We start from the raw sequence: 26,893 nt of genomic DNA, 5'->3' as shown, positions 1-26,893 counted from the left end.
GTACTTTTGTCCAATCGATTGGATGAAATGAATATAAAACCATCCAACCGATTGGATAAAAATAAAGTAAAACCATCCATTTGATTGGATAAAAGGCGGTAAATATGGATAAATTACTATTGGAAAGAATCATGCTCGACAACCAGAAAGAGGTGGAAGCGCAGCAGGTTATAGCCAGAAATATTTCTTTCGAAGGTTTTGACCGATATGTTCTTGTAGGTATCCGAAGAGCAGGTAAATCTTATTTGCTCTATCAGCAGATGCAAAAACTTCTGAGCGAGGGGCATGGTTGGGACGAGATGCTTTATCTAAATTTTGAGGATGAGCGTTTAGAGGGATTCTCTACCCAGGATTTTAATCTCATATTGGAAGCTCATTTTGAGATGTACAACAAACGTCCTATGCTTTTCTTGGATGAGATTCAGAATATTCCTTCTTGGGAGAAGTTTGCTCGCAGATTGGCTGATAGCAAATACAAGGTTTTCATTACGGGAAGCAATGCCAAGATGCTCAGTTCTGATATTCAGACAACTTTGGGTGGTCGGTATCTTCCTGTTAATGTATATCCTTACAGCTTTGAGGAGTTCTTGGATGTTTGTCAAGTTCCTCATAACAAGTTGAGTCTGATTTCCACAGAGGGCAAGGCGAGGATGATGAATCGTCTGAATGACTATTTCCATCATGGTGGCTTCCCTGAGTGTGCTTTGATGAAAGTCAAGCGTGACTATCTGCTCAGTGTTTATCAAAAGATATATCTAAACGATGTTGTTGCAAGAAATAGCATCACGAATATCTTTGGTCTAAAGGTGATGATCAAGAAGATCGCAGAGAGTGTTAAGCAGCCTATTTCGTTTAGCAGGATAGCCAATATCGTATCAAGTACAGGTACCAAGCTTAGTACCACATCAGCGGTGAAATATATGGAATATATGGAGTCATCTTGGCTTATCACTAAGGTAACCAATATGGCAGCAAAGTTGGCTGATAAGGAGAGCAATGCCAAGTTTTATTTTACTGATAATGGCATCTTGGATTTGTTTTTGATGGATGCAGATACGTCACTTTTGGAAAATCTTGTGGCTTTCAGCTTGATACGTAGATATGGAAGGGAAGATGCTGTGTTCTTTTATAATAAAGGTATAGAGGTTGACTTTTATATTCCTGAAGAAGAACTTGCCATTCAGGTCTCCTATTCCGTCAAAGATGAAGATACTCGAAAGAGAGAAGTGAAAGCATTGCTGGCTATAGAAAATGTGCTAGCATGTAGGCGTCGCTTGATAATTACTTATGATGAGGAAGATGCCTGGCAACTTTCTGCTGAGGGTATAGAGGTTATTCCTGTATGGAAATGGTTACTGAAATGAGTTGTTGTTCCATGGCGCCGACTATGTATTCATGGCAGACATGTGGAATCCGAAACATTTGAGCGACAGTCGTCATCTCTGGATACCTATTTCTTGGGAAAATGGTATGCCAGTGTTGAAAAAACAATAAAAAATACGGTCGCTTTGCTCGTTTCTAACTATTTTTGATTATATTTGCAAAATATTTGCAAGAATATCCATCGACTATCGGTATATTTATGCCATCTAATCATGGACATATTTATGCCTTCAAATAAAATAAGAACAAACAAAAGTACAATAAACAATTACAACTATCTATGAATTATATATATAGAACGATCATAATGGTAGTCTTGGCGGTAGTCCCATTCATGGGGGCAGATGCCAAGAAGAAAGTGGCGCAGCAGAGCGACCGCCAATATTGGTGCTCGCTTGCCTATAAGATGGCGCAGCCTGTGCTGGAAAACATGGCTAAGGGCGAGCTGCAGAAGAATATGCAGACGGAGTTCAGTCCTAGCTTCGACAACCGCAACAAGAAGGTGCTCTATATGGAGTGCTTCGGCAGACTGATGGCAGGTGTGGCTCCATGGCTCACCCTTCCGGATGATGCCACAGTCGAAGGCAAGCAGCGTAAGCTGCTGCGTGAGTGGGCCTTGGCTTCCTACAAAAATGCCGTTGACCCTCAGAATCCTGACTATCTCTGCTGGGGTATCGGCGGTCAGAATCTGGTAGATGCAGCCTACATCGCCGAGAGCTTCCTCCGTGCTTACGATACACTCTGGAAGCCATTGGACGAGGTGACCAAGCAGCGATACCTGAAGGAGTTTGCCAAGCTTCGCCACATCGATCCTCCTTATACCAACTGGCTGCTCTTCTCTTCTACCATCGAAAGCTTCATGGCGAAGGCGGGTGGCGATTTTGATGAATATCGCGTCAATTCTGCCTGCCGCAAGGTAGAGGAGTGGTATGTAGGTGATGGCTGGTATGCGGATGGTCCTTCGTTCGCATTCGATTACTACAGCAGCTATGTGTTCCATCCGATGTATCTGGAAACACTGCAGGCTATGGTAGATGCCAAGGTAAATTCCCGCCTCGACTATCAGAAGTATTATGATAGAGAGTTGAAGCGCTGCCAAAAGTACAGCATCATTCTCGAAAGATTCATCTCTCCAGAGGGTACCTTCCCTGCATTCGGAAGAAGTATTCCTTACCGTATGGCTACCATGCAGCCGCTGGCTCTGATGGCTTGGTATCAGAAGTTGCCTAAGGATTTGAGCAACGGACAGGTGCGTGCAGCGTTGACCAAGGTGCTCCATCGCATGTTCGACCAGGAGAACAACTTCAATGAGAAAGGTTATCTTTCTATCGGTTTCTGCGGAAACAGCCAGAAGAACGTAGCCGACTGGTATACCAACAACGGTTCGCTCTACATGACTACCCTTGCCTTCATGCCTCTCGGCTTGCCTGCCGACCATCCGTTCTGGACAGATGCAGCACAGCCTTGGACTCAGGTGAAGGCATGGAACAATCAGCAGTTCCCTAAGGATCATCACTGGAAGGACGAGATTGTTACCAAGGATAAGTGGTAATTTTTTTAGTTAAGAGTTTTTAGTTAAGAGTTTATAGGTTATCATGCGCAAGATATTGATGATGTTGGCAGCTACAGCCCTGGCTTTGCCTCTGAGTGCAGCACAGCCAGTCAAGAAGACCGCCAAGGTCAAGAAACAGAATAAGAAGGAAGTGAAGGCTTCCAAAAAGTGGGACCACGATCAGGTGGTGGAACTCATCACAAAGGTGAATAACTACTGGCAGGCCAACAACAAACCTGAGGTGCGTGCCTTCTGGGATAATGCCGCTTATCATACCGGCAACATGGAGGTATATAAGATGCTGAAGGACCAGAAGATGCTCGACTACTCCATCCGTTGGGCAGAACACAACGACTGGAGTGGTGCCACAGAGGCTAACCCCGCCAAGTGGAAGTACAAACCATACGGCGAGGGCAAGCAGCACGTTCTCTTCGGCGACTGGCAGATCTGCTTCCAGACTTATATCGACCTCTATAACATCGAGGCAGCCAAGGGTAATGCCGCTGCTTCAGAATATATGGTGAAGCGTGCCAAGGAGGTGATGCACTACGAGGCTTATTCTCAGCCAACAGACTACTGGTGGTGGAGCGATGCCCTCTACATGGTGATGCCAGTGATGACCAAGATGTATAAGCTGACCGGTGATACCAAGTATCTCGACAAGCTTTACGACAACCTCCTCACCACCGACGAGATTATGCTCGACAAGGAGACCAATCTCTACTTCCGTGATGGCAAGTACGTTTATCCAAAGCACAAGAGTGCCAACGGAAAGAAAGACTTTTGGGCACGTGGTGATGGCTGGGTTCTCGCAGGCTTGGCAAAGGTGCTGCAGGATATGCCGAAAGACTACAAGCACTATCAGTTCTTTGTTGACAAGTTCCAGAAGCTGGCTAAGGCTGTGGCTGAGATTCAGCAGCCAGAGGGCTACTGGACCCGCTCGATGATGGATCCTGAACATGCACCAGGACCGGAGACCAGCGGTACAGCCTTCTTCACCTACGGTATGCTTTGGGGCGTAAACAATGGTTATCTCAACAAGAAAGAATATAAGAAGGTGATAGACCGAGCCTGGACTTACCTGACAGAGACAGCCGTACAGGCAGACGGCAAGGTGGGCTATGTGCAGCCTATCGGCGAGCGAGCTATCCCAGGACAGACCGTGGATGCCAACTCTCAGGCAAACTTCGGTGTGGGAGCCATGCTTCTCACCGCATGTGAATATGACAAATATTTAAATTCAAAATAAAGAGAAATGAATAAAAGACTGTTCGTTACATTAAGTATGGCAGGCTTGGCAATGGTGGCTTTTGGTGCTAAGAAACCGAAGGCTGCCATTAAGCCGTTAAATAAAACGGTAGCCATCCAGCAGCCTACTTTCACAGAATGGCACGACCTTCAAGTGAATGAAATCAATCGTTTGCCTTTGCACACCTTGCATTTCGCTTACGATCCTAATGATTTCCCTGGAACGGGTGCCGAGTATCTTGACAAGAAGCAGAGTATGAACTACATGTCGCTCGACGGCACATGGAAGTTCAACTGGGTAGCCAACGCTGATCAGCGTCCTACCGACTTCTACAAGACAGACCTTGATGATTCAAAGTGGAAGAACATCCAGATGCCAGGCAACTGGGAGATGCTGGGCTATGGTCAGCCAGAGTATGTAAACGTGGGCTTCGCTTGGCGTGGTCACTTCAACCAGCAGCCACCTGCAGTTCCTACCAAGGACAACCACGTAGGTTCCTATCGTCGTGAAATCAATATCCCAGCCAACTGGGATGGAAAGCGTGTCATCGCTCACTTCGGTAGTGTAACTTCCAATATCTATCTTTATGTAAACGGACAGTTTGCCGGTTATGCAGAGGATAGCAAGGTAGCCGCTGAGTTTGATATCACTCCATTCCTGAAGAAAGGCAAGAACCTCATCGCCTTCCAGTCTTTCCGTTGGTGCGATGGTTCCTGGTGTGAGGATCAGGACTTCTGGCGACTGAGCGGTCCGGCTCGTGAGAACTATCTCTATGCCCGCTCTAAGGAACATCGTCTGCTTGATGTCCGTGTGGAGACTGAGTTGAAGAACAACTATAAGGATGGTGCACTCAACATCACAGCGAAGTTGCAGGGCAACACCTTGGCTTACTTCGGTCTTTACGACCCTGATGGCAAGGAGGTTATCGTAACCGGTACAGATAACGTAAAGAATGGTGTGGCTAAGTATCAGCTCCGTGTGAAGAACGTTCGCAAGTGGAGTGCTGAGACTCCTAACCTCTATACCCTGGTAGTATCTCCTATCCAGAATGGTGGCATGTATTCACCTTACGAGATTATCCAGGTAAAGGTGGGCTTCCGCAAGGTGGAAATCAAGAACAAGCAGCTTTTGGTAAACGGTCAGCCTGTTCTCCTGAAGGGTGCCAACCGTCATGAGATGGATCCGGATGAAGGTTATAACGTAAGCGAGAAACGCATGATTCAGGACATCATGATGATGAAGCGCCTGAACATCAATGCCGTTCGTACCTGCCACTATCCTGATGATCCACGCTGGTATGACCTCTGCGACAAGTATGGTCTCTATGTGGTTGCTGAGGCTAACCAGGAGAGCCATGGTTTCCAGTATGGCGACGATGCTGCTGCCAAGAAGCCTGAGTTTGCCAAGCAGATTATGGAGCGCAACCAGCACAATGTGTCTATGTTCTACAACCATCCTTCTATCATTACATGGAGTTTGGGTAACGAGACCGTGATGGGCGACAACTTCATCCAGGCTTACAAGTGGATTAAGAGCCAGGACAAGACCCGTCCTGTGCAGTATGAGCAGGCTCGCCGTGGCGAGGGTACAGATATCTTCTGCCCTATGTACTATCCTGTAGCTGCTTCCGAGAAGTATGCCAAGGATCCAAACAGTCCGATGCCACTCATTCAGTGTGAGTACAACCACACCATGGGTAACTCTGGCGGTAACCTGAGCGATTACTGGAATCTGATTCGCAAGTATCCTATCCTCCAGGGTGGTTTCGACTGGGACTTCGTAGACCAGGCATTGCACCGCAACATTGTGAAGCCTATGAGCATCCTGCCTTACAAGATGAACAACGAGGAGCTCCGCAAGATTGAGTATACATACGGTGGTGACTACAACAAGTATGATCCTAGCGATAATAACTTCAACTGTAATGGTATCATCGGTCCAGACCGTCAGCTTAACCCTCATGCTTATGAGGTGGCTTATCAGTATCAGAATATCTGGGCTAAGATGGTAAGTGCTGAGGCTGGACAGGTGAGCGTATACAATGAGAACTTCTTCCGCGATTTGAGCAACTATGCCTTGGCATGGAGCTTGGAAGAGGATGGCGTAGAGACTCAGAATGGTACCATCGCCGACCTCGATGTTCCTGCACAGCAGACCAGAACCTTCACCATCCCTTACGATAGAAGTAAGATTACCGGTAAGGAGGTATTCCTCAACATCGATTTCCGATTGAAGAATGCTGAGCCGCTGTTGACAGCCGGTCAGGTGGTAGCTTATGCACAGTTGCCAGTTGTAACCAAGCAGGCTTGCGAGGGTGACTGCAGCAAGTTGCTGGCTGAGGGTCATGGCAAGAAGAAGATGAAGCTTGCTGCCAAGAAGGACAACGTGATAGCTGTTACCACTCCAAACCTCACCTTCAAGCTCGACCGTACTACCGGTCTTATCTCTGAGTATGCTTACAACGGCAAGTCAATGCTCGGTGAGGGCGGTACCTTGAAGCCAAACTTCTGGCGTGCTCCTACCGATAACGATATGGGTGCAGGCTTGCAGAAGAAGTTCAAGGTATGGAAGAACCCTCAGATGAACCTGAAGAATATCGACGTGAAGAAGGATAAGAAGGCTAACACCGTAACCATCGTCACATCATTCGATATGCCAGAGGTTCAGGGTCAGATGGACATCACCTACCTCGTATTCGCCAATACAGGTGCAGTGAAGGTAACAGAAGACTTCAAGGCAACAGAAGGTGCCAAGGTAAGCGATATGTTCCGCTTCGGTATGCTGCTGCAGATGCCATACAGCATGGAGAAGAGCACCTACTACGGTCGTGGACCTATCGAGAACTACTCCGACCGCAAGGACTGCATGCGCATCGCCATCTACAATGACGATGCCGACAACCAGTACTTCCCATATATCCGTCCACAGGAGAGTGGAACCAAGAGCGACATCCGCTGGTGGAAGCAGACCGATGCCACAGGCTTGGGCTTGCAGGTGAAGAGCTGCGCACCATTCTATGCGAGCGCTCTCCACTTCGATACCGAGGAACTTGACGACGGCGATGAGAAGGAACAGCGTCACAGCTTCGACCTGAAGAAGTCTAAGTTCACCAATCTCTTCCTCGATGCAGCCCACATGGGTGTAGGCGGTGAGAACTCTTGGGGTGCTTGGCCATTGGAGAAGTATCGCATACATTATGGAAGCAAGACCTTCAACTTTGTGCTGATTCCTCAGACAAAATAGTAGAAAAACAGGCATTTGGACAAAAGTCCAATATATTTAAACAGAAAATCCACCTCATTTGGGGTGGATTTTTTGTATCTTTGCATCCGTAATTATGTATATGATAAACGTATCAATATAGAAAAGAAAATTTCAACCTAAAAAAGACAATAACGAACAATATGAGAAAAGCTAAAATTTTCGCAGCAATGCTGATGGCGATGTCTTCTCTCGGAGCTTTCGCACAGCATCAGTTTATGGTTCAGGCCAACAAGCCTGGAGTAGAAATTCAGCCTACCATGTATGGTATCTTCTTCGAGGATATCAACTTTGGTGCTGATGGTGGTCTCTATGCAGAGATGGTGGAGAACCGTTCTTTTGAGTTCCCACAGCGCCTGATGGGATGGAATACTTTCGGAAATGTAACCCTCAGCGACGTGAAGCCTGCCTTCGACCGCAATCCTCATTATGTAATTCTCGAGAGCGCTGGTGCTCGTGAGAAGCAGACCGGTTTGGAGAACCGCGGTTTCTTCGGCATGGGTTTGAAGAAGGATATGAAGTACGATTTCTCTGTATATGGCCGTCTTCATCTCATCGATGGCAAGCAGGCTAAGATTCGTGTAGAGTTGGTTAACTCTAAGAATGATGTCATTGCCAAGAAGAGCATCACCATTACCAATAATAAATGGCAGAAGCATACCGCTTCGCTGACTTCTCCTCAGACAGATGCCAAGGGCTTGATGCGTGTTTATCTGGAGAAAGGTTCTGAGAGCGTAGATCTCGATCACATCTCTCTTTTCCCATCAGACAACTGGAATGGCCTTCGTGCCGACCTCGTACAGGACTTGGCAGATTTGAAGCCAGGTATCTTCCGTTTCCCTGGCGGATGTATCGTAGAGGGTACCGACCTCGACACCCGTTATGAGTGGAAGAACAGCGTGGGCAATCCAGAAAACCGTCCTCTGAATGAGAACCGCTGGAGAGATACCTTCCCACATCGCCTTTTCCCTAACTATTATCAGTCATTGGGCTTGGGCTTCTATGAGTACTTCCTCCTTTCTGAGAAGATTGGTGCAGAGCCATTGCCAATTCTTTCTGTAGGTTTGGCTTGCCAGTATCAGAACAGTGATAAGGATCCTAATGCGCATGTAGCAGTTAAGGATTTGCAGAGCTATATCGACGATGCACTCGACCTCATCGAGTTTGCCAATGGTCCAGTCACCTCCAAGTGGGGTAAGCTCCGTGCCGATATGGGTCACCCAGCACCATTCAACCTGAAGCAGATTGGTATCGGTAACGAGCAGTGGGGTCCTATGTATCCAGAGCGTCTGCAGAAGTTCATGGAGCAGATTCATGCCAAGTATCCAAAAATCAAGATCTGTGGTTCATCAGGTCCATCTGCTGATGGCAAGGATTTCGACTACGGTTGGGAGCAGATGCGCAAGTTGGGCGTAGATATGGTTGATGAGCATTACTACAAGAGCCCTGAGTGGTTCCGCAGCAATGCCAGCCGTTACGACAAGTACGACCGCAAGGGTCCTAAGGTATTCGCCGGTGAGTATGCTGCCCATGCCAAGAACGATCCTAACTCATGGGAGGCTGCGCTTTCTGAGGCTGCCTTCATGACGGGTCTTGAGCGCAATGCCGATGTAGTTTATCAGGCTACCTATGCACCTCTCTTCGCTCATGTAGAGGGATGGCAGTGGCGTCCAGACCTCATCTGGTTCGATAACCTTTCTTCTGTCCGTTCTGCCAACTACTATGTTCAGCAGCTCTACGGCGAGAACAAGGGTACCAACGTGTTGAAGCTTACCGAGAACGGCAAGCCAGTGGCTGGCGAGAAGGGTCTCTATGCCTCTGCTTGTTTCGACAAGGCAACCAAGAGCTACATCGTGAAGATTGCCAATACCTCTAACGAGGCAAAGGAAATCAACGTTACCTTCAATGGCATCAAGAAGTTGAACCCTGGTAAGGTAACTGTTCTCCATGCCGACAATATCCAGGCAGAGAACAAGATTGACAACAAGAACGTGGTTGTTCCTGTGGTATCAGATGCTCAGGCTAACGGCAATGTCTTGAATGTGAAGATGAAGCCAAACAGCTTCGTGGTATATCGATTCTAATAGATTCGTTCTTTTATATAAAAGACTGTTTTTAAGCAGACAAATAAAGGTTATTAAGGTACGAGATTTAAAGGATAATGAAGATCCCTTGCAGCAGAAATGTTGCAAGGGATTGTTTTTTTGATTTTTTTTAATGCCAATGAATGAATAAATAACAAAATATTTGCCCTTTCTACTTTTTTTTATTAAATTTGCACACGTAAAGAGTTAACTATAAAATAATTGAATAAAAATAGGAAGTGATATGAGATTAAGAAATCTTATCTTGATGGTTCTTGCTGTGATGTGTACATCCCAGGTGATGGCGCAGAGTAAACGTAATGTGCGTAAGCGCCCTGCTAAACGTACCGTCGTTAATAACACCAAGAAACCAGTTGACAAAACTAAGGACGCAAAGTTGCCTGTAGATTCTCAGGCTGTGGCTCCTGCTGCTCAAACTACGGCTGTTCCGGCTGCGGCAGCACCTGCTGGCTCTACAGCAACACCTGCAGCTGCTCCTGCTGCAACAACTCCAGCAACCGCTGCTGCATCTGCAACAACTCCAGCAACGACACCGGCTGCTCCTGCTACCCCTGCTACGGGTGAGGCTTCGTTGTTGCCACCGCCAGCTCCTGCTGTTCCTCAGGACCGTGTGGACACCATCTACTACAACAAGAATTGGAAGGTGATTACCAACAAGGCTTTCGCCAGCTATTATCGCTATGCACTCTATCCAGCGAACCCAACCATGACTAAGGAGTTCAAGACCTATTATATTGATGGCGCCTTGCAGGGCGAGGGCAGTTTCCTGGAACTCGACAAGAATGATGATGCCAACAGTAAGTTTACCGATACTTACATCTCTTATTACAAGGATGGCAATGTGGAGGAGAAGAAGACCTATGTGGATGGCAAGCTGAACGGTGAATATTCCATCTATTTCAATAATGGCAACATCAACAAGCACTTCCTGATGAGCGAAGGCCGACGTGATGGACTTTCTGCCACTTTCACCGAGGATGGAAAGATCTGTACCCTCACCCCATACGTTTCCGACCAGCCGGATGGCTACTATGTGGTGGTTGACATCGATGGCAACTACTCCAAGTATTCGCTTGCCGACAAGCAGCCAGTGCTTGAAACTCCAAGTCCTTCGGAAATCGTTACGGAGTATAAGAACGGCGTGGCTTGGCCTTACTATAATAAGAATGGTCTTATCGTGGGTGCCAGCAACACCATAGTGGAAGACATCGGCGGTTATCGCCAGATTGGTCTGTTCCTCGTAAACAAGAGTATGATTAATCTCGACCTCGACCCTAGTCAGATAGAGATTTATTCCATCAAGAAGGACAAGCGCAAGGATTTCGAGAAGATTTCAGCTCAGGAGTACAATGACAAGATTGAGAAATATGTGCGCCGCACTTCCATGATGCCGGCTGCCCGCAATGGCAATGTGAATGCCAACCTGGGTGCCCAGTTCTCCAACTCTTCCAATACGGTGAAGGATTTCCAGGCTCGCATCTGCCGCATGCGCAAGCTGGATGATGGAACCCGCATGAAGTATGCCGAGAAGGAACCTACTGATTTGGGCTATCTGGAACGTACTACCATCCATCCGGGTGAGGTTGTCTATGGCTATATCTATACCGACGACCGCAAGGGAGTGGATCTCTTCGTAAAGGTGAAGATCAACGGTATCGACTACTTGTTTGAATGGGACGATAGCAAGAAGTAATCAGATACAATCAGATACAATCAGACCTAATCAGATGAAATCAATGAAAATGACAAACCGCTTAATCAAGAGGTGCTCCTGTTTCGTAATGGGAGCACTTCTCGTTGCTGCCTGCCAGCGGCCAGCCGGTTCGGCAGAATCCGACGAGTATCGGGAAGCGTTGCGGAAGGTGGATGATTCCATTGCTGCACAGTCGCCACTGGCCCGCAAGTTGGTAGAACAGGGCTTGAAGGAGGCTGAGGACAGCTTTGCCTTCTATGAGTATTATTCCCGAATGGGCAAGTACTTCTGCCTGTCGTCAACACCCGATTCCATGGTTCCTTATATAGATAAGGTAATCCAGTTTGCCAAGCAGCAGCCCGAGTCGCCTCGCCGCAACAGTCTGCTTGCCTTTGCCTACAACACGCAGGCTGCCAACTACCACAACTTCCATAAGAAAGGAGATGAGGCACTGGCTCTCTATCTGGAAACCTATCGCCTGTCGCTGACCAGCGATACCAAGGACCAGTCGCCTATGATATGTGCCAATGTGGGAGACGCCTATCTTGCCCAGAACCAGTTGCCCGAGGCTGCCCAGTGGTATCGCCGTGCGCTGTTTCTGGTTGACTCGCTCAATTTGCCGAAGAAAGAAAATATCACCCTCTATCTGGGATTGGCTACCATCTACTTGCAACTCAACGATTTTGATACGTCGCTTCAGTATTATCAGCAGACGGAGAAGTATTTCAATCAGATGTCTGTAGCGATGCAAGCCTATTATCTGAACAACTACGGAAATTATTATTATTATTCTAAGGACTACAAGAATTCCCTTCGATTGTTTTTGCGCCTCAAGGATTTGCTGGAAAAGCGTGGCAAGACGGAGACCTTCGATATGTATCTCTGTAAACTCAATATGGCTGATGTCTATCTCAATCTGGATCAGTTGGCAGAGTCGGAGAAATATCTCGATGAGGTAGAGCCTTATATGCGTAAGAATGCAGACGACGTAGCGGTTTACTATTGTCACACCATCCGCATCGGACTGGCTGTGAAGAAGCATGATATGCAGGCAGTTACCCGCATTCTTGATTCAGAGAAAAATATGCCTGTGATGCCTTTTACCATACGTCAGATTCGCAATCATTATCTCAGATTGTACTATAAGGCCATGGGAGATTACCGCCAGGCATACGAAAACCTGCGTGAAGATATGCAGCAGAACGATTCCCTGGAACACCGCCGCGTCAACATGCGGGCATCCGAGGTGATGGAGCGATTCACACGAGATACCCTCAAGCTGCACCACGACCTGGCAATGGAGCACAAGAATGTGGAACTGCAGGAGGTGAAGATGTTTGCCACCGCTGCTGTTGCTGCCGTCTTGCTGATCATCATGTTCTTCATCATGAAGACGGTTCAGAACCGCAGACGCATGGAAACCAATAAGTTGCGTATCATGCAGCTCAAAATGGAGGCTGTGCGCAACCGCATCTCTCCTCATTTCGTCTTCAATGTGCTGAATAACAAGATTGTGCATTCGGGCAATGCCGAGGCGGATGAACTGATGCGCCTGTCGAAGCTGATTCGTGCCAACCTCGATATGTCGTGCCGACTGGATGTGAGCCTGGCAGAGGAGTTGGACTTCGTGAAACAGTATGTGGAGGTAGAAAGACCTCTTGTGGATGGCAACTTCGAGTTCAAGCTTGAGGTGGCTCCGGATATCAACCTCGGCAAGGTGCATGTGCCTTCCATGTTTGTACAGATATTGGTGGAGAATGCCCTGGTTCACGGATTGAGAGGATGGGAAGGAGAAAAGCGACTGCAGGTAAAGGTAGAACGCAGGCAGAAAGGCATGACATCCATCTCCGTCATCGACAACGGACCGGGTTTCGATATCCGAAGCACGGGTAAGAAGCGGACGGGACTGACGGTGCTCAGTCAGACCATTGCGATGATTAACGAGCGCAACCGCAGCAAGATGACCTTCTCCATGCGTAACCTCAAGGGTGAAGACGGAAAGGTGCTGGGCTGCGAATCCAGTTTCTGTATACCAGACGAGATTAATTTATCTATATAATATAATAAGGTGTAAACTAAGGGGAATATGAAAATAGTTATTGTAGACGATGACAAGCAGGCGGCTTACGACTTGGAGGCTCGCCTGCTGAAGAGTTATAAGATTGAGGTGGCTGGTGTCGCCTTGAACGGTTTGGACGGATTGGCGCTGGTCAACAAGCATCGTCCTGATGTGTTGTTTCTCGACGTGCAGTTGCCTGATATTTCGGGCTTGGATTTCCTTGACCGTATCGATGATTTTACGGATGGCGACTGTCGTGTCGTGATGTATACGGCATACGACAAGTTTATCCTGCCTGCCTTTCGGAAGAAAGCCTTCGATGTGCTGCTCAAGCCGATAGACAATAAGGACTTGGCGCTGATTATGGGTAGACTGGAAGAGGCTGGCATCGAGAGCCTTCCATACTCAGCCCGGGGAGTATCGCTGGATGAAAACGGCCTGAGCATCCCGAATCCGAAGGATGACAAGTTCCTGCTCTATACCAACGGCGCAGACTTCAAGCTGGTTGACAAGCGAGACATCGGTGTATTTAAGTATAATCACGAAGGTCGCTGCTGGGAGGTAGTGGTGGCAGGTGTTCCTGCTCCTGTCCGCCTGAAGCGCAATGTAAAGAGCGAATCGCTGGCTGGTCTCGACAAGCAGTTTGTGCAGGTCAACCAGAAGTACATCATCAATATGGACTATCTGATAGAGGTGGTCGACAATGTCTGCCATTTCTATCCGCCGTTCGACAACATCGATTATGTAAAGGTGGGCCGCTTCTTCCGCAAGAAGTTTATCGAGCGTTTTTGCAGCCTGTAAATGCGTATTCCCCCTTCAGATGCCAACATATTGTATGAAAAAGGGCGGAAAAGTTTGAATTATGCATAAAAAAACGTCCAAGATGGTAGCAGTTAGCCAATTATTTCGTAACTTTGCACCCGCAAACTTATAAAAATAATAAAAGAAGAATGGCTAATTTGAGATTTGAGGTTGTAGCCGAGGCCTTTAAGAAAAGACCTGTAGAGGTGAAGACTCCCAAGGTGCGCCCTTCGGAGTACTTCGCCAAGTATGTATTCAACCGCCAGAAGATGTACAAGTATCTGCCATCTGATGTGTACGAGAAACTCATCGATGTAATAGATAATGGTACTCGTCTGGACCGTTCCATCGCTGATGCCGTGGCTGCCGGCATGAAGCTCTGGGCTGAGGAAAACGGGGTAACGCATTATACGCACTGGTTCCAGCCATTGACCGAGGGCACTGCCGAGAAGCACGATGCCTTTGTGGAGCACGACGGAAAGGGTGGTATGATTGAGGAGTTCTCTGGCAAGTTGCTGGTGCAGCAGGAGCCTGATGCCAGCTCGTTCCCTAATGGTGGTATCCGCAACACCTTCGAGGCTCGTGGCTATTCTGCATGGGATCCTACATCGCCTGTGTTCATCATCGACGATACCCTCTGTATCCCTACCATCTTTATTTCTTATACCGGTGAGGCTTTGGACTACAAGGCTCCATTGCTCCGCTCGCTCCATACCCTGAGTGAGGCGGCTACCGAGGTGTGCCACTATTTCTACCCACAGGTTAAGAAGGTGCAGACCAATCTTGGTTGGGAGCAGGAGTACTTCCTGGTTGATGAGAGCCTCTACTCGGCACGTCCCGACCTGATGCTCACGGGCCGTACCCTGATGGGCCACGACTCGGCAAAGAACCAGCAGATGGACGACCATTATTTCGGAACCATCCCTGAGCGTGTGCAGGCTTTCATGAAGGATCTGGAAATCCAGGCACTCGAACTCGGCATCCCTTGCAAGACCCGCCATAACGAGGTGGCTCCAAACCAGTTTGAGTTGGCACCTATCTATGAGGAGTGCAATCTTGCCGTTGACCACAACATGCTCCTCATGAGTTTGATGAAGCGTGTGGCACATAAGCACGGTTTCCGTGTGCTTTTACACGAGAAGCCATTTGCCGGTGTCAACGGTTCGGGTAAGCACAACAACTGGAGCCTCTGCACCGATACTGGCGTATTGCTGCATGCAGCAGGCAAGACTCCAGAGGATAACCTCCGCTTCGTAGTCTTCATCGTAGAGACCCTGATGGGCGTTTACAAGCACAACGGACTCTTGAAGGCATCTATCATGAGTGCTACCAATGCGCATCGTCTGGGAGCCAACGAGGCGCCTCCAGCCATCATCTCTTCATTCCTGGGCAAGCAGCTCACCGATTTGCTCGACCATATCGAGAAGGCTGATAAGGAAGAACTCTTCGCCCTTGCCGGCAAGAAGGGTATGGAGCTGGATATCCCTGAGATTCCAGAGCTGATGATTGATAACACCGACCGCAACCGTACCTCTCCATTCGCCTTCACCGGCAACCGTTTCGAGTTCCGTGCCGTAGGTTCAGAGGCCAACTGCGCATCTTCTCTCATCGTATTGAATGCAGCCGTAGCTGAGGCGCTCGAAGACTTCAAGGCTCGTGTAGATGCCTTGATAGCCAAGGGCGAGGACCAGACATCGGCTATCATAGACATTGTACGCGAGGATATCAAGACCTGCAAGCCTATCCGCTTCGATGGCAATGGCTATTCTGACGAGTGGAAGGAAGAGGCTCAGAAGCGTGGCTTGGATTGCGAGGCATCCTGCCCAGTGGTCTTCGACCGTTATCTGGACAAGGAGAGCATCGAGATGTTTGCCAAGACCAATGTGATGAGCGAGAGCGAGCTGAAGGCGCGCAACGAGGTGAAGTGGGAGACTTATACCAAGAAGATTCAGATTGAGGCTCGTGTGATGGGCGACCTGACCATGAACCACATCATTCCTGTGGCTACCCACTATCAGAGCCGTCTGGCGAAAAACGTAGAGGGCATGATTCACATTTTCGGTGGCGAGGAAGGCAAGAAGCTGACAGCCCGCAACGTGAAGATTATCCGTGAGATTGCCGAGCGCACCGAGTCGATAGAGCGTGGTGTTGAGGCATTGGTGGATGCCCGCAAGGTGGCGAACAAGATAGAGAGCGAGCGAGAAAAAGCTGTAGCCTATCATGACACGGTGGCTCCAAAGATGGAGGAAATCCGTTATCAGATAGACAAGCTCGAGCTTCTCGTAGCCGATGAACTTTGGACCTTGCCAAAGTATCGTGAGCTGCTGTTCATCAGATAATATTTCCTGGATTAGGAATTGAGATAATAAAAAAAGAGTGCATTGTTTGTTACAGTGCACTCTTTTTTTATTATCTTTGTCATTTTATGACTTCATATTGCTTTAATATGATTTCATATTACTTCACAATAACCTTGATGGTCTGGCCATTTGAAAGCTTTACGAGGTTGATACCCTTTGTTGGAGCATTCAACTTCTGACCATCGATGGTGTAACGACCTACCTCTTTCACCTCGTTCCAGTTGATGACGTTAGAAATGCCGGTGAAATCACTCTCGCCGACTGCTACCATGTTGGTGTTATCTACCCAGAGATCGTTCATGGCAGACGCAAGAGCAGTCTTGCCATCCTTCTCTGTCTCTTTCATAGGACGGCTTACGAACGCAATGATATGCATGTTCTGGCTCTTCCAAGCATCATCAAGCTCTACCTCATAGTCGTTCTCGTAACTGTTGCCATTGGTCTGGAGAGCATCACCGAGTGTGCCGGTCACAATCTTGCGCAATACATGGTTGTGGGTGGTAGGCTTTGCCATGGTACCACCGGTGTTCTGCTTGCCTTTTACCTTATCCTCGGTGAGGTAGATGGTGAGGCGGGCATCATCACCAATCAACTTCTGGTATTGGTTGATGAGTTTACCCATTACCTTGATGCTCAGCTTGCCTGTTGCATCATCAAGTTTAGAGTCAATGCTTACGGTAGAGAATGATGGATAATATGCTGCAGACTCGTTGATGATTGTGTTGAGCATGCTAACAACATTGTCCTGGTCGCTTGCTTTCTGAGCAGCCATGTTCACTGTCAATGCCTTGTCGTAATTGATCACGTCATTGTCGTAGAAGTATCTGTTAAAGGCACCGGAACCATCTGATGGAGTAGAGTAGTTGGCCAGCTTGTTAGCCTCTGGCACAGTGAATACATCTGATAATGTTTCTACAGATCCATCTTCGTTTACTTGCTGACGTTCTCCGTGGATAGAAACGATAGCAAGATCTTCGTCTTCACGAGCCTTGGCTGTCTTGGTGAGTACCTGGTCTGCAAAGTAGGTGTATTTTGACATTTGGCATGCATAGAACTCTACAAGGTTCTTGGTACGGTCGAAATTCTCCTTATAGACCTTGAAGTTGGTTGTCAATGTATCATTTTTCAATTCACCCTCTGGAGCCTTACCCTCGATTTCTACTGGGTAGATGGTAACCTTGTGGTCACCGGTGGTCCAGGCATCATCTACTTTAAGACGTACAGGGATGTTTGTATAATCTGCGTCAGTGATTTCCTTGTACTGATCAGCAGCTACATTGTCCTTGCTATAGGTGAAAGAGCCGATTCGCTTGCCGTCCATTTCCAGGGCGAACTTGGCATTTGTAATGTTGTCGCGACCTTCATTGTGGCATGTGAACGCCAATACCTGCTTATCGCCCTTCTTTGCAAATGGAACCGCAGCAATCTTGTCCATTACCAAATCGTGGAGAATGAAAGTACCATCCTCTTTTTCGATGATAAGCTGAATCATCAGGTTAGAACCATCGTATCCGGCAGAGATAGGCTCCCACTGCCATTTGGTTTCATCGCGGCCATCTTCATAGATGTCACCAAAGGCGAGGAATCCATAAGGACCTACGTATGTACCAGAAGAGCCAATTGGCTTTTCTGACTCAACCTGCTCTGGTGTGTAATTGTAAAATGGCAACAACGCATAGAAATCCTTGGTATCGATGGTATATGGTTCATCAAACCAAACGTAGTTCCAATGCAATTGTGTGGTAGCAATCTCCTTCTCTGCAATGGCGTTGGTAACATTTCCCTTCTCGTCAATCTTGCAGATGGTAACCTTACTATTGCCGATAGGTGCTGTCAGGAAGAAGCGGGCACCTGCAATCTTGCAGCCCTCATACTTCTTGAAGGCATCATTGTAGAAGATGGTACCCAGAGACAAAGTACCTTTGGCGCCCTTCATGCCTGATGGCCATACATAGCTCTCGTCGTAGCTATAGTTGATATAGCGCTGGTTTGCTTCCAATTCTCCGGCACGGGTTGCTATCTTCTTGGCTGCCTTCTGTGGAGTGGCAGTCTCTACCCATGTCTTGGCTGTTGCCTCCTTGTTGATGCGCTTCATGCTCTGAGCGTTGGCAGACATTGTCATCAAGACAAGTGCTGCTGACATCAAGTAAATATTTCTCATTTCTTATTCTTTTATATTTTTTATGTTTATGATTCTGTGGGATATATCTGCTTACTTCACGTAGATCTTCTTCACTGTACCGTCGGTGAACTTCACGATGTTGAGTCCTGAGAATGGTACGTCAGACTGAACGCCCTGGGCATTGTAATATGCCTTAACCTCCTTGTTGCCCAACTCGATATTGCTGATGCCGGAAGTTGCGCCTTCTGATACGTATACTTCATCGATGAAGAATGCATCTGATGCGAAGGTAATCTTCACTCTGCCGTTGGCTGTAATCTTGGTTGTACATTCTGTCCACTGGTTTGGCATCAGGTTGAATGTGCCGTTTTCTACAGTTCCGTTGCTCACGGTTACGGTCATAGTCTTGTTTGACTCAGCGTAAGGAGCTGCCTTGAATGTAAGAGTTACATCGCCGTTGATCTTGATCTCAGGAGAGGTGAAGGTGATGTTGGTGGCATTTCGTTTACCTACACGGGCACACTGGAAACCTCCCTTGAAGGTCTGTACATTAGATGTCCAGCCGTTCTTGTCTGATGCGAATGCACCATTGGCAAACTGGTTAGGGTTGCCGCTTGTATAGAAGCCCTTACCGTCGTTACCACCTGTACCCAGACACTTGTCAAATGTTTCCTGGAAGATATAATTCTCTTCTGATGCAGTCTTGTTCAGGTTCTGGAAAGTGAAAGATGCCGTACCGTCTGCAGCGATAGCCATATCTGAAAGGATGATGTTCATCAACTTGGTGCCATCGGTGTTCAGATTGTAAGATGTGCAGGCAGGAGTGGTATTGTTTGCCAGGCGGTTCTTGTTGCCGTAAGGCCATGCATCATACTCCTCACTCTTTTCGCTCTTCACGTTGTCGGCAGGAACGAAGGTCATACGCTCATGGTCGTTGACACCAGCCATCATGGAGTTTGGAATGTTGTAATTCCATGCCTTCAGGTTGTAGTCGATGTGGTTGATCATGATACCTGAACCAGCCAGGGCTGCATCCCAACCCTTCTTCTGACGGTTCTCTATCAGATAGTACTCATCGGCATGGTTTGGATTTCTGAAGATGTAGGCATCACCGCCATCAGCCAGAGGCTTGATTCCTGATACTGATGTGTTCTCCTTCAGTTCGATTGGAGAAATCCAGCCGGCGGCATACTTCTCGTAGGCGGTGTAGCCGGCAGGAGTAAAGCCGTTGTCATTGTAGTTACCCTGGCACATCAAGTCCCAGGTACCCATACCATACAGGCCGGTATAGTTCACATCGTATGCATCCGGATAGCCCAGGCAGTGAGAGAACTCGTGGCAGATGGTACCGATGCCATCCACTTCGTTAGATACAGAAAGCTCGTTGGAGCAGGCATAATCCACTACTGTCTTCTTGCCGCAGGCAACAGGAGAAACCATTCTTCCCTTGTGTGGCCAGATGGTGTCATCGCCACCGCCTGTAGCTTCGCCACGACCGGCATAGACTACGAATACCATCTCTACCTGTCCGTCGCCGTCCCAATCGTATGGGGCGAAGTCGATACCTTCAGCCACGGCGTTGCCCAGACAGCCTGAAATCATCGCCTGAACGTTTACGTCCTGTGCATCGCCATCGTTCTTGCCATAGTAAGCAGATTCACCAAGGGTGTAAGGACCCACTACGTCGAAATCCATCTCAAACTTGCCGTTGCTCTGCGCCTTGAAGTAATCAGCCACGCTACCCTTAAACTTACCCTCGCTGAAACCAGGCTCGTTAGCCACGCGGTTGTAGAAAGCTTTAGGGTCATCCATGGTGAACTTCTTGTCGGAGAACTGAGCCAGCAGGATGAGACACTTCTTCTTGCCGGTGTAGGAAACACCTCTTGTGATGCTGGTGCTGCCATTAGCGTTACCAGAAAGGAGGTTCTTCTTGATGATGTTCTCAGGGCAAGCCTGCTGGCGCATCACTCTGCTGCGCTCCTGAAGCTGGGCCATGTTGGCTGGCTTCAAGCCATCTGAGGTGTCGTAAGAATAGCGGTTGCCTGCCTTGTCTTCCCAAAAGTGCAGGAACTCATCGCCACACAACTGAACTTGGACTGCCTGTCCGTTCTTGAGTGTAAAGGTCTTCCAGATGCCTCGCTTGGCTGGTACTGCATGGATAGCAGAAACCGCCAGCAACATAGACATGAGGACTAACAGTTTTTTCTTCATAAAACGTTTTATTAAAGTTGTCTTATAACTAATTTCTTTATCCGTTGACAAAGTTAAGCATAAAAATTGAGATACAGCAGATTAGCTTACATTTTTTAAGCTACATTTGCTTTTCAAAATGTTCTTTTCCCCTCATCCTTTCAATTTGTAAGTTGCGCAGGGGGTATGAAATCTGCAAAAAAGAGAGAGATAACCCAATGCTTCCATGTGTTATCTCTCTCTTTATATATCAACTTAATGCTTTCACTTTATTTCACCTTTGTGAGCTTGATCTTCGTTACGCTGAAGAACTCATAGCCGGTGAAGGTTCCACCAGGGGTATAGATACCACCGAACAATACCTGGTCTTGGTCGAAGACAATCTCCTTGCAGTCCTCGCTCCATGTACCCTTGATAGGGGTTGAGGTGAGTTGACCATTTGACAGGTTGTGCAGCATGATGTTACCCATGAAGCCCAGATCCTTGGTGAAGTCGTAACCCTCGATGAAGTTATACTTGCCCAGGTTGTCGAATGCTACATAGCCCTGCTTGGTATCTTCGTCATAGTGGAATGACAGACGTGCAGAAGAAGAGCTTACGGCCATACCTGTGAGATACAGAGTATTGTTGTAGTCGCCATCCTCTTCGTCGCTAGCACCGATGATCTTCACTACACTCTCCATTGGTGCACCCTGGCGGCTTACACCTGTGAGCTTCCACTTACCCTGGAGCTTCTCGTAAATCTGAGAGTCATTATCTTTCAGTGAAACCTGGGTTGTTGCATTGCCAATCTTGGCACCCTTGGCTTCAACGATGGTAATCTCGAAGGTGCGGTCGGCGTTGATTTCATCATTATCTACAGGCTCTACCTCTACATAACCGATGCTGTCTGAAATGCTGATGGTCTTGTCTGTAATATAATAATGTACGTCTTCCTTGGCAGGGTTGCTGCCCACTTCCTTCACAGCGAGGGTAACATACACATTACCGTTGGTCTTGCCCTTTACCTCGATAGGCACATTGGTCAGGCCCATATTCTCCTTGATGACCATGGTAGGATTCTTCATGCTTACTGTTACGTCAGCAGCAGAGTTCCATGAATCATCGTCGCTAGAGCAGGCACCGAAGAAGGTGACCACAGCCAGCAACATTAATAATTTGATGTATTTCATATTCAAATGAATTCTTGTTGATTACTACATTATTATATTAATAGCCTGGGTTCTGCTGACCAGCCAAGTGAGGGTTGGCATCCATCTCTGCTTTAGGGATAGGCCAGGTGAGGCGGTAGTCGTTTGCAGTATATTTCAATGCTCTGCCCTGCTTCACGATGATGTCGTTCAGATTCTCGTTTTCGTCGTGGTTAGGCTCGCGCTGGAAGCCCTCGCCGTAACGGCGGATGTCGCTCATGCGCATACCCTCGCCGATGAACTCACGCTCACGCTCTTCTTTTATTTCCTTGAGGAGAGTCTTCTGCTCAGAATAGTTCTCTGTTACATAATCCACGATGCGGTTGCTGCGCAGAATGTTGAGATACTTGTTTGCTTCTTCCTTGTGGTCCTGGCGAGCTTCTGCCTCGGCTACGATGAGATACATCTCTGAGAGGCGGAATGGCTTGCTCATGTTCATGAGGTTGTTGTTGCTGCCTGTGCGGAGGTCTGAGTTTCCTGGGAACTTGTTGAAAGCTATCGCCTCGTAGCTGTTACCCTCTACCTGCAGGTTGTCATACTGCTTCAGGAATACATCGGCACGAACATCACCCTCGAACTTCTCCCAAAAGAGGTTTAAGACGGCAGCTGTTGGAATGTAGTCTGCCTTGGTCTCCGACTCACTTACGTAGTATGCGCCGTTAGAGCTGCCCAACTCCTGTGCAGTCATCAGAGGGCGGAAGATGATTTCTGTACCCTCGTCCTTGGTCCAGAGCTTGGCATAGTCGTCGATGGTGGTCAGTCTGTACTTGCCGCTGTTGATGACAGCCTTTGCATATTTAGCCGCATTAGCCCAGTCGCCCTTAACCAAGGCAACGCGAGCCTGGAGAGCCTGTACGGTCTGTGAATGGATATAAGCCAGAGGCTGAGCCTCTTCCTTGGCAACCTTTACACCCGATTTCTCGTATGCTACCAAACCATCGTATGCCTTCTGCATATCTTCCTCAATCAGAGCGAAGGTCTCTGTCAGGGTAGAACGGCTAGGGTAGTCGTTGAGATTACCTGTTGGCTTATAGACTGTGGTCAAAGGCAGACCGCTTGCTGCCTTGGTTGGATCACACTGTGTATATGACTGGCAGAAATGGTCTGCCAACCAGAAATACATGTAGGCACGAACGAAGTGTGCTTCGGCATCATAGTGAGCGAAGGCAATCTTGTCCTTATCGCTGAAGGCATCGCTTGCCTGCATGTTGGCTGCACGCTCCATGATGGCATTGGCTGTGGCAATCATGGAATAGCTGCCGCCCCACATGTTGGAAACGTCACCATCGGTGATGGTAATCAAACCGTTTGAGAACTGACCGAGACGGTTACCGTTGCTGATCAGTCCGTGGAACTCGTCCATCTGTACATCTGACAGGTAAAGCCAAGAGCCAGATGTCACCACACGCAGGTTGGTGTACATTGCGTTGCGGAATTGGCGAAGGTCCTGCTCCTTCTCGATGGCTGTTTTGTCATCCAGCGAACCGTATGGAGCCTTGTCCATGCTGCAGGATGTGAACGCCATCGCGCACAGAAGCATCAATGAAAAATATATTTTCTTCATAATTCTTTTCTAGTAATACTTTTTGTTTAGAATGTTAACTCTGCACCAATCACAAACTGGCGGGTGTTTGGATAGTTGAAGTGAACCAGGTTGATGTCTGGCTCTGGATCATATCCGTCGAATGAAGTGATGGTAAAGAGGTTGCGGGCGATACCGAACACCTTGATGTCCTTGATGTAACGGATGGTCTGCATCCAGCTCTTTGGCAACTGATACTGAACGGTCAGTGTCTTCATGCGCAGGAATGATGCATTGCTCAGCATGTGGTCGTCGACGTAGATATCGTAACCATAAGCTGGGATGTCGGTAACCTGACCTGGAGTAGTCCATACGTTCAGCATGTCTACGCTCTGGTTATAAGAAGTACCCAAGTTGGCATTCTTGATGAAGTAGTCGTCGTTGACGAGCATGTACTTGCCCGACTGCCAAGCGAAGTCTGCGATGACGCTGAGGCCCTTCCATGTGAAGTTGGTGCCGAAACCGCCAATCCATGGTGCATAGCGGTTCTTGCCCAGGAACACAGAGTTGTTGGTCTCGTCGTATGTCTTGGTGATGTTGCCGTTCTTGTCGTACCACATAGGCTCACCGGTGCGTGAATCAACACCTGCATAGCGTACATTGTAGAACTCACCGTAGGCATGACCCACTTGCAACTTCATACCAGTGCCTGAAAGCACGTATTCGTCGCGACCTGCAAACAGCTTTGTAATCTCGTTCTTGTTGTAGTTGATGTTGGCAGATACACTCCAGCTCATATCCTTGGTCTTGATGAGGTCAACGTTTACGGTTGTCTCGAAACCCTTGTTCACCATGTTACCGATGTTACCCATACCCGAGGCGAAACCTGTGGTCATAGAGTAAGGAATCTCCATCAGCATATCAGATGTCTCGTTGCGGTAGAAGTTGGCATCCACGGTAACGCGGTTGAACAAACCGAAGTTCAAGCCGATGTTCAGCTTGCTCACCTTCTCCCAAGTCAACTTGTCGTTGCTTGCCTGGGTGATATCGATGGAACCTTCGCCATTGTAGTTTTTGCCGGAACCGAAGAGTCCGTAGAAATCGTAAGAACCGGCACCTGAGTCATTACCGGTAGTACCATAGTTGGCGCTCACGGTCAGGTCGTCCAGCCATTTAACACCACGGAGGAAGCTTTCGCGCTTGGCATTCCACTTCAAACCGAGGGAACCGAAGGTACCCCAACGGTGGTCTGGAGCAAACTTAGAGCTACCGTCGAAACGGAGTGAAGCATATACGAAGTACTTCTCCTTGAAGTTATACTCGGCAGTTCCGAAGAGAGAGTTGGCTACTTCCTCTGAACGGCTGTCAGTCTGAGCTGATGGAGTGATGGTGGTAGCAGTGTTCAGCAACATACGGCGAACGTCGGTCTGACCTGTAGAAGTGATACCGAAACTACGACCCTTCTGGATGCGGGTCTCCTCACCCAGCAGCAGGTTTACATAATGAGGACCGAAGTTATGACGGAACTCAGCTGTATGAGTCAATGTGTAAGCGTAGTAGCGGCTGAAGTCTGAAGCAACACCACCGGTATGAGCATCGATTACCTGACCCATTGGGGTAGTGAACTGCTCGTATGGGAGACTTGCTCTGTCGGATGTGAGGTCGTAGCCAAACAAAGACTGCAGGGCTGTGAAAGTCAATCCCTCAACAGGAGTCAACTGCTCGTTCAGCGACAGGTTGATGGTTACATTCTTGCGGTCCTGTTTTGTATTGGCTACAGTGAACCAAGGCAGCAGGAACTGAGAGTAGAGGAGTCCGGCAGCGCGGTCGCCCTTCACCAGATTACCAGCCTCGTCGAAGCTATAATAATAAGGTGTATCGTATGGCAACGCCATCTTGGCAGCTACCAATGGGTTGGAAGCGTATGTCTTTTTGCTGTCAGCCCACATGCTGTTCTGGCTGTAGTCCTGAACACCGAAGTTAGAGCTGAAGCCCACCTTGAAGAACTTGTTCAGACGAGAGTTGATGCGGGCTGCCAATGTGCTGCGGCGCATATTGGAATCCTCGATCAAACCATCCTCCTGATGGTGGTTGAATGACACAAAATAGTTCATGGTCTGACCACCGCCCTGCAAGGTAGCGTTGATATCAGAAGTAGGAGCCGAGTTCTTGATCATCTCGTCGCGCCAGTCGGTGCTGATACCATACTTGCTCACCAAGTTGCGGATATTGTCGTTCACAGGCTGTCCGATCATGTCGCGGAACTGGATGTACTGCTGAGAGTTCATCATCTCTTCACCCTTGCTGGTAGCAGAAGAGATACCATACTGTGCCTTTACGGTGAGCTGAACCGACTCGTTGTACTTAGCCTGCTTGGTAGTGATGACAATAACACCGTTGGCTGCACGTGAGCCATAGATAGAGGTTGACGCAGCATCCTTCAACACGGTGATGTTGGCAATGTCTGATGGGTTCAATGTGCTGAAGAAGCTAGCAGTGATAGGAGAACCATCGAGGATGAACAGAGGCTGGTTAGAAGAACCGATAGAGTTGACACCACGCAGACGGATCTGTGCAGACTGTGAAGGGTCACCGGCAGATGACAGAACAGACAAACCAGATACCTGACCGGCGAGCGCATCAGTAAAGTTAGGGGTTACGACCGTTTCCAACTTCTTTTCACCGATGTTGGAAATAGCGCCAACTACAGATCCCAACTTCTTGGCAGCACCGTAACCGGTGATGATAACCTGCTCAAGTACATGTGTGTCAGGATCCAAAACAACCTGCATCTTTTCAGATGCCTTTAATTTCTTGGTCACCATGCCGATGTAGCTGAATTCCAGCTCGGCCTTGTTGCTCTCTAAATCAAGAGCGAAGTTACCGTCGATGTCGGTCACTGTACCAGAAGTAGTACCCACAATCTTTACAGATGCACCGATAATCGGTGAACCGTCTTCAGAAGAGGTAACTACACCAGAAACGTGAGTTTGTGCCAGCGCCATTCCCAAATTCAGGAAGACGCAAGCAATAAACATCATGAGTCTTTTTTCCATAGATCTCTTTTTTTCTTTTTATTGTTATTACTTACTATTTTTAACTTTAAAGTGTATTCTACTAATTTTTTTCGTCATTTTTAGCCCCTGATAGAAGGGGTGTCCCTGAAATCGGTGCAAAATTAAGCAAAATTTATCTTTCTTCCAAATGTTTTTGAGAAAATATAAAATAAATGGCTATATTTTCGGATAACTTGACGTTTTGTAAACCAAAAAAGGGTGAAATTTGCTATTTTTTATATTCATTAATGTATTTTTGTTAGTAAATGTTAGTTTTATGCAGTTTTTATGCAAAAATTCTTGTGAGTTTCAATATAAATTATTATCTTTGCCGCCAAAATGGAGGAAGA

14 protein-coding genes are annotated in these 26,893 nt (G+C 47.8%); 9 read left to right on the top strand and 5 right to left on the bottom strand.

The window, feature by feature from the left end:
- Positions 1 to 104 precede the first annotated feature (104 nt).
- The 9 genes from V8Z93_RS01260 to V8Z93_RS01220 all read left to right on the top strand — a co-directional run bounded on the left by V8Z93_RS01260 (position 105) and on the right by V8Z93_RS01220 (position 16,442).
- Positions 105 to 1,364 (top strand): ATP-binding protein, encoded by a 1,260-nt coding sequence (locus V8Z93_RS01260; protein WP_203041667.1) that lies wholly within the window; start codon positions 105 to 107, stop codon positions 1,362 to 1,364.
- Between the two features lie 326 nt (positions 1,365 to 1,690).
- Positions 1,691 to 2,935, top strand: a complete 1,245-nt coding sequence (locus tag V8Z93_RS01255) for a DUF2264 domain-containing protein (RefSeq protein ID WP_439432145.1) — start codon at positions 1,691 to 1,693, stop codon at positions 2,933 to 2,935.
- A 43-nt stretch (positions 2,936 to 2,978) separates the two neighbouring features.
- Positions 2,979 to 4,184 (top strand): glycoside hydrolase family 88/105 protein, encoded by a 1,206-nt coding sequence (locus V8Z93_RS01250; protein WP_439432144.1) that lies wholly within the window; start codon positions 2,979 to 2,981, stop codon positions 4,182 to 4,184.
- Between the two features lie 6 nt (positions 4,185 to 4,190).
- Positions 4,191 to 7,427 (top strand): glycoside hydrolase family 2 TIM barrel-domain containing protein, encoded by a 3,237-nt coding sequence (locus tag V8Z93_RS01245; protein WP_439432143.1) that lies wholly within the window; start codon positions 4,191 to 4,193, stop codon positions 7,425 to 7,427.
- A 161-nt stretch (positions 7,428 to 7,588) separates the two neighbouring features.
- Positions 7,589 to 9,529 (top strand): alpha-L-arabinofuranosidase C-terminal domain-containing protein, encoded by a 1,941-nt coding sequence (locus V8Z93_RS01240; protein WP_439432142.1) that lies wholly within the window; start codon positions 7,589 to 7,591, stop codon positions 9,527 to 9,529.
- Between the two features lie 244 nt (positions 9,530 to 9,773).
- A complete protein-coding gene (locus tag V8Z93_RS01235; RefSeq protein WP_439432141.1) occupies positions 9,774 to 11,243 on the top strand; it encodes a toxin-antitoxin system YwqK family antitoxin in 1,470 nt (489 codons plus the stop codon).
- A gap of 49 nt (positions 11,244 to 11,292) precedes the next feature.
- On the top strand, positions 11,293 to 13,302 hold the full coding sequence (locus V8Z93_RS01230; RefSeq protein WP_439432140.1) for a histidine kinase: 2,010 nt from the start codon (positions 11,293 to 11,295) through the stop codon (positions 13,300 to 13,302).
- Positions 13,303 to 13,329: 27 nt separating this feature from the next.
- Positions 13,330 to 14,103 carry a LytR/AlgR family response regulator transcription factor gene (locus tag V8Z93_RS01225; protein WP_203041661.1) on the top strand — a complete coding sequence of 258 codons (774 nt, stop codon included), beginning with the start codon at positions 13,330 to 13,332 and terminating at the stop codon, positions 14,101 to 14,103.
- 149 nt (positions 14,104 to 14,252) lie between these two features.
- Positions 14,253 to 16,442, top strand: coding sequence for a glutamine synthetase III family protein (locus V8Z93_RS01220; RefSeq protein ID WP_203041660.1), 2,190 nt, complete (start codon positions 14,253 to 14,255; stop codon positions 16,440 to 16,442).
- A gap of 118 nt (positions 16,443 to 16,560) precedes the next feature.
- Here V8Z93_RS01220 and V8Z93_RS01215 read toward each other — a convergent pair whose 3' ends face one another.
- The 5 genes from V8Z93_RS01215 to V8Z93_RS01195 all read right to left on the bottom strand — a co-directional run bounded on the left by V8Z93_RS01215 (position 16,561) and on the right by V8Z93_RS01195 (position 26,543).
- Positions 16,561 to 18,624 carry an Omp28-related outer membrane protein gene (locus V8Z93_RS01215; RefSeq protein WP_439432139.1) on the bottom strand — a complete coding sequence of 688 codons (2,064 nt, stop codon included), beginning with the start codon at positions 18,622 to 18,624 and terminating at the stop codon, positions 16,561 to 16,563.
- A 51-nt stretch (positions 18,625 to 18,675) separates the two neighbouring features.
- Positions 18,676 to 20,796: a M6 family metalloprotease domain-containing protein gene (locus tag V8Z93_RS01210; protein WP_439432138.1), complete on the bottom strand. Its 2,121-nt coding sequence runs from the start codon at positions 20,794 to 20,796 to the stop codon at positions 18,676 to 18,678.
- Positions 20,797 to 21,044: 248 nt separating this feature from the next.
- Positions 21,045 to 21,947 (bottom strand): hypothetical protein, encoded by a 903-nt coding sequence (locus tag V8Z93_RS01205; RefSeq protein WP_439432137.1) that lies wholly within the window; start codon positions 21,945 to 21,947, stop codon positions 21,045 to 21,047.
- A 37-nt stretch (positions 21,948 to 21,984) separates the two neighbouring features.
- Positions 21,985 to 23,529: a RagB/SusD family nutrient uptake outer membrane protein gene (locus V8Z93_RS01200; RefSeq protein WP_439432136.1), complete on the bottom strand. Its 1,545-nt coding sequence runs from the start codon at positions 23,527 to 23,529 to the stop codon at positions 21,985 to 21,987.
- Between the two features lie 26 nt (positions 23,530 to 23,555).
- The gene (locus tag V8Z93_RS01195) at positions 23,556 to 26,543 is read right to left on the bottom strand and encodes a SusC/RagA family TonB-linked outer membrane protein (RefSeq protein WP_439432135.1); all 2,988 of its coding nucleotides are present in this window, start codon (positions 26,541 to 26,543) and stop codon (positions 23,556 to 23,558) included.
- Between the last annotated feature and the right edge of the window lie 350 nt (positions 26,544 to 26,893).

Origin of the sequence: Segatella copri, from assembly GCF_051861805.1 — a bacterium.
Classification (GTDB): domain Bacteria; phylum Bacteroidota; class Bacteroidia; order Bacteroidales; family Bacteroidaceae; genus Prevotella; species Prevotella copri_M.
The sequence above is the reverse complement of the archived record's forward strand: the minus strand, read 5'-3'. Positions and strand labels throughout refer to the sequence as shown.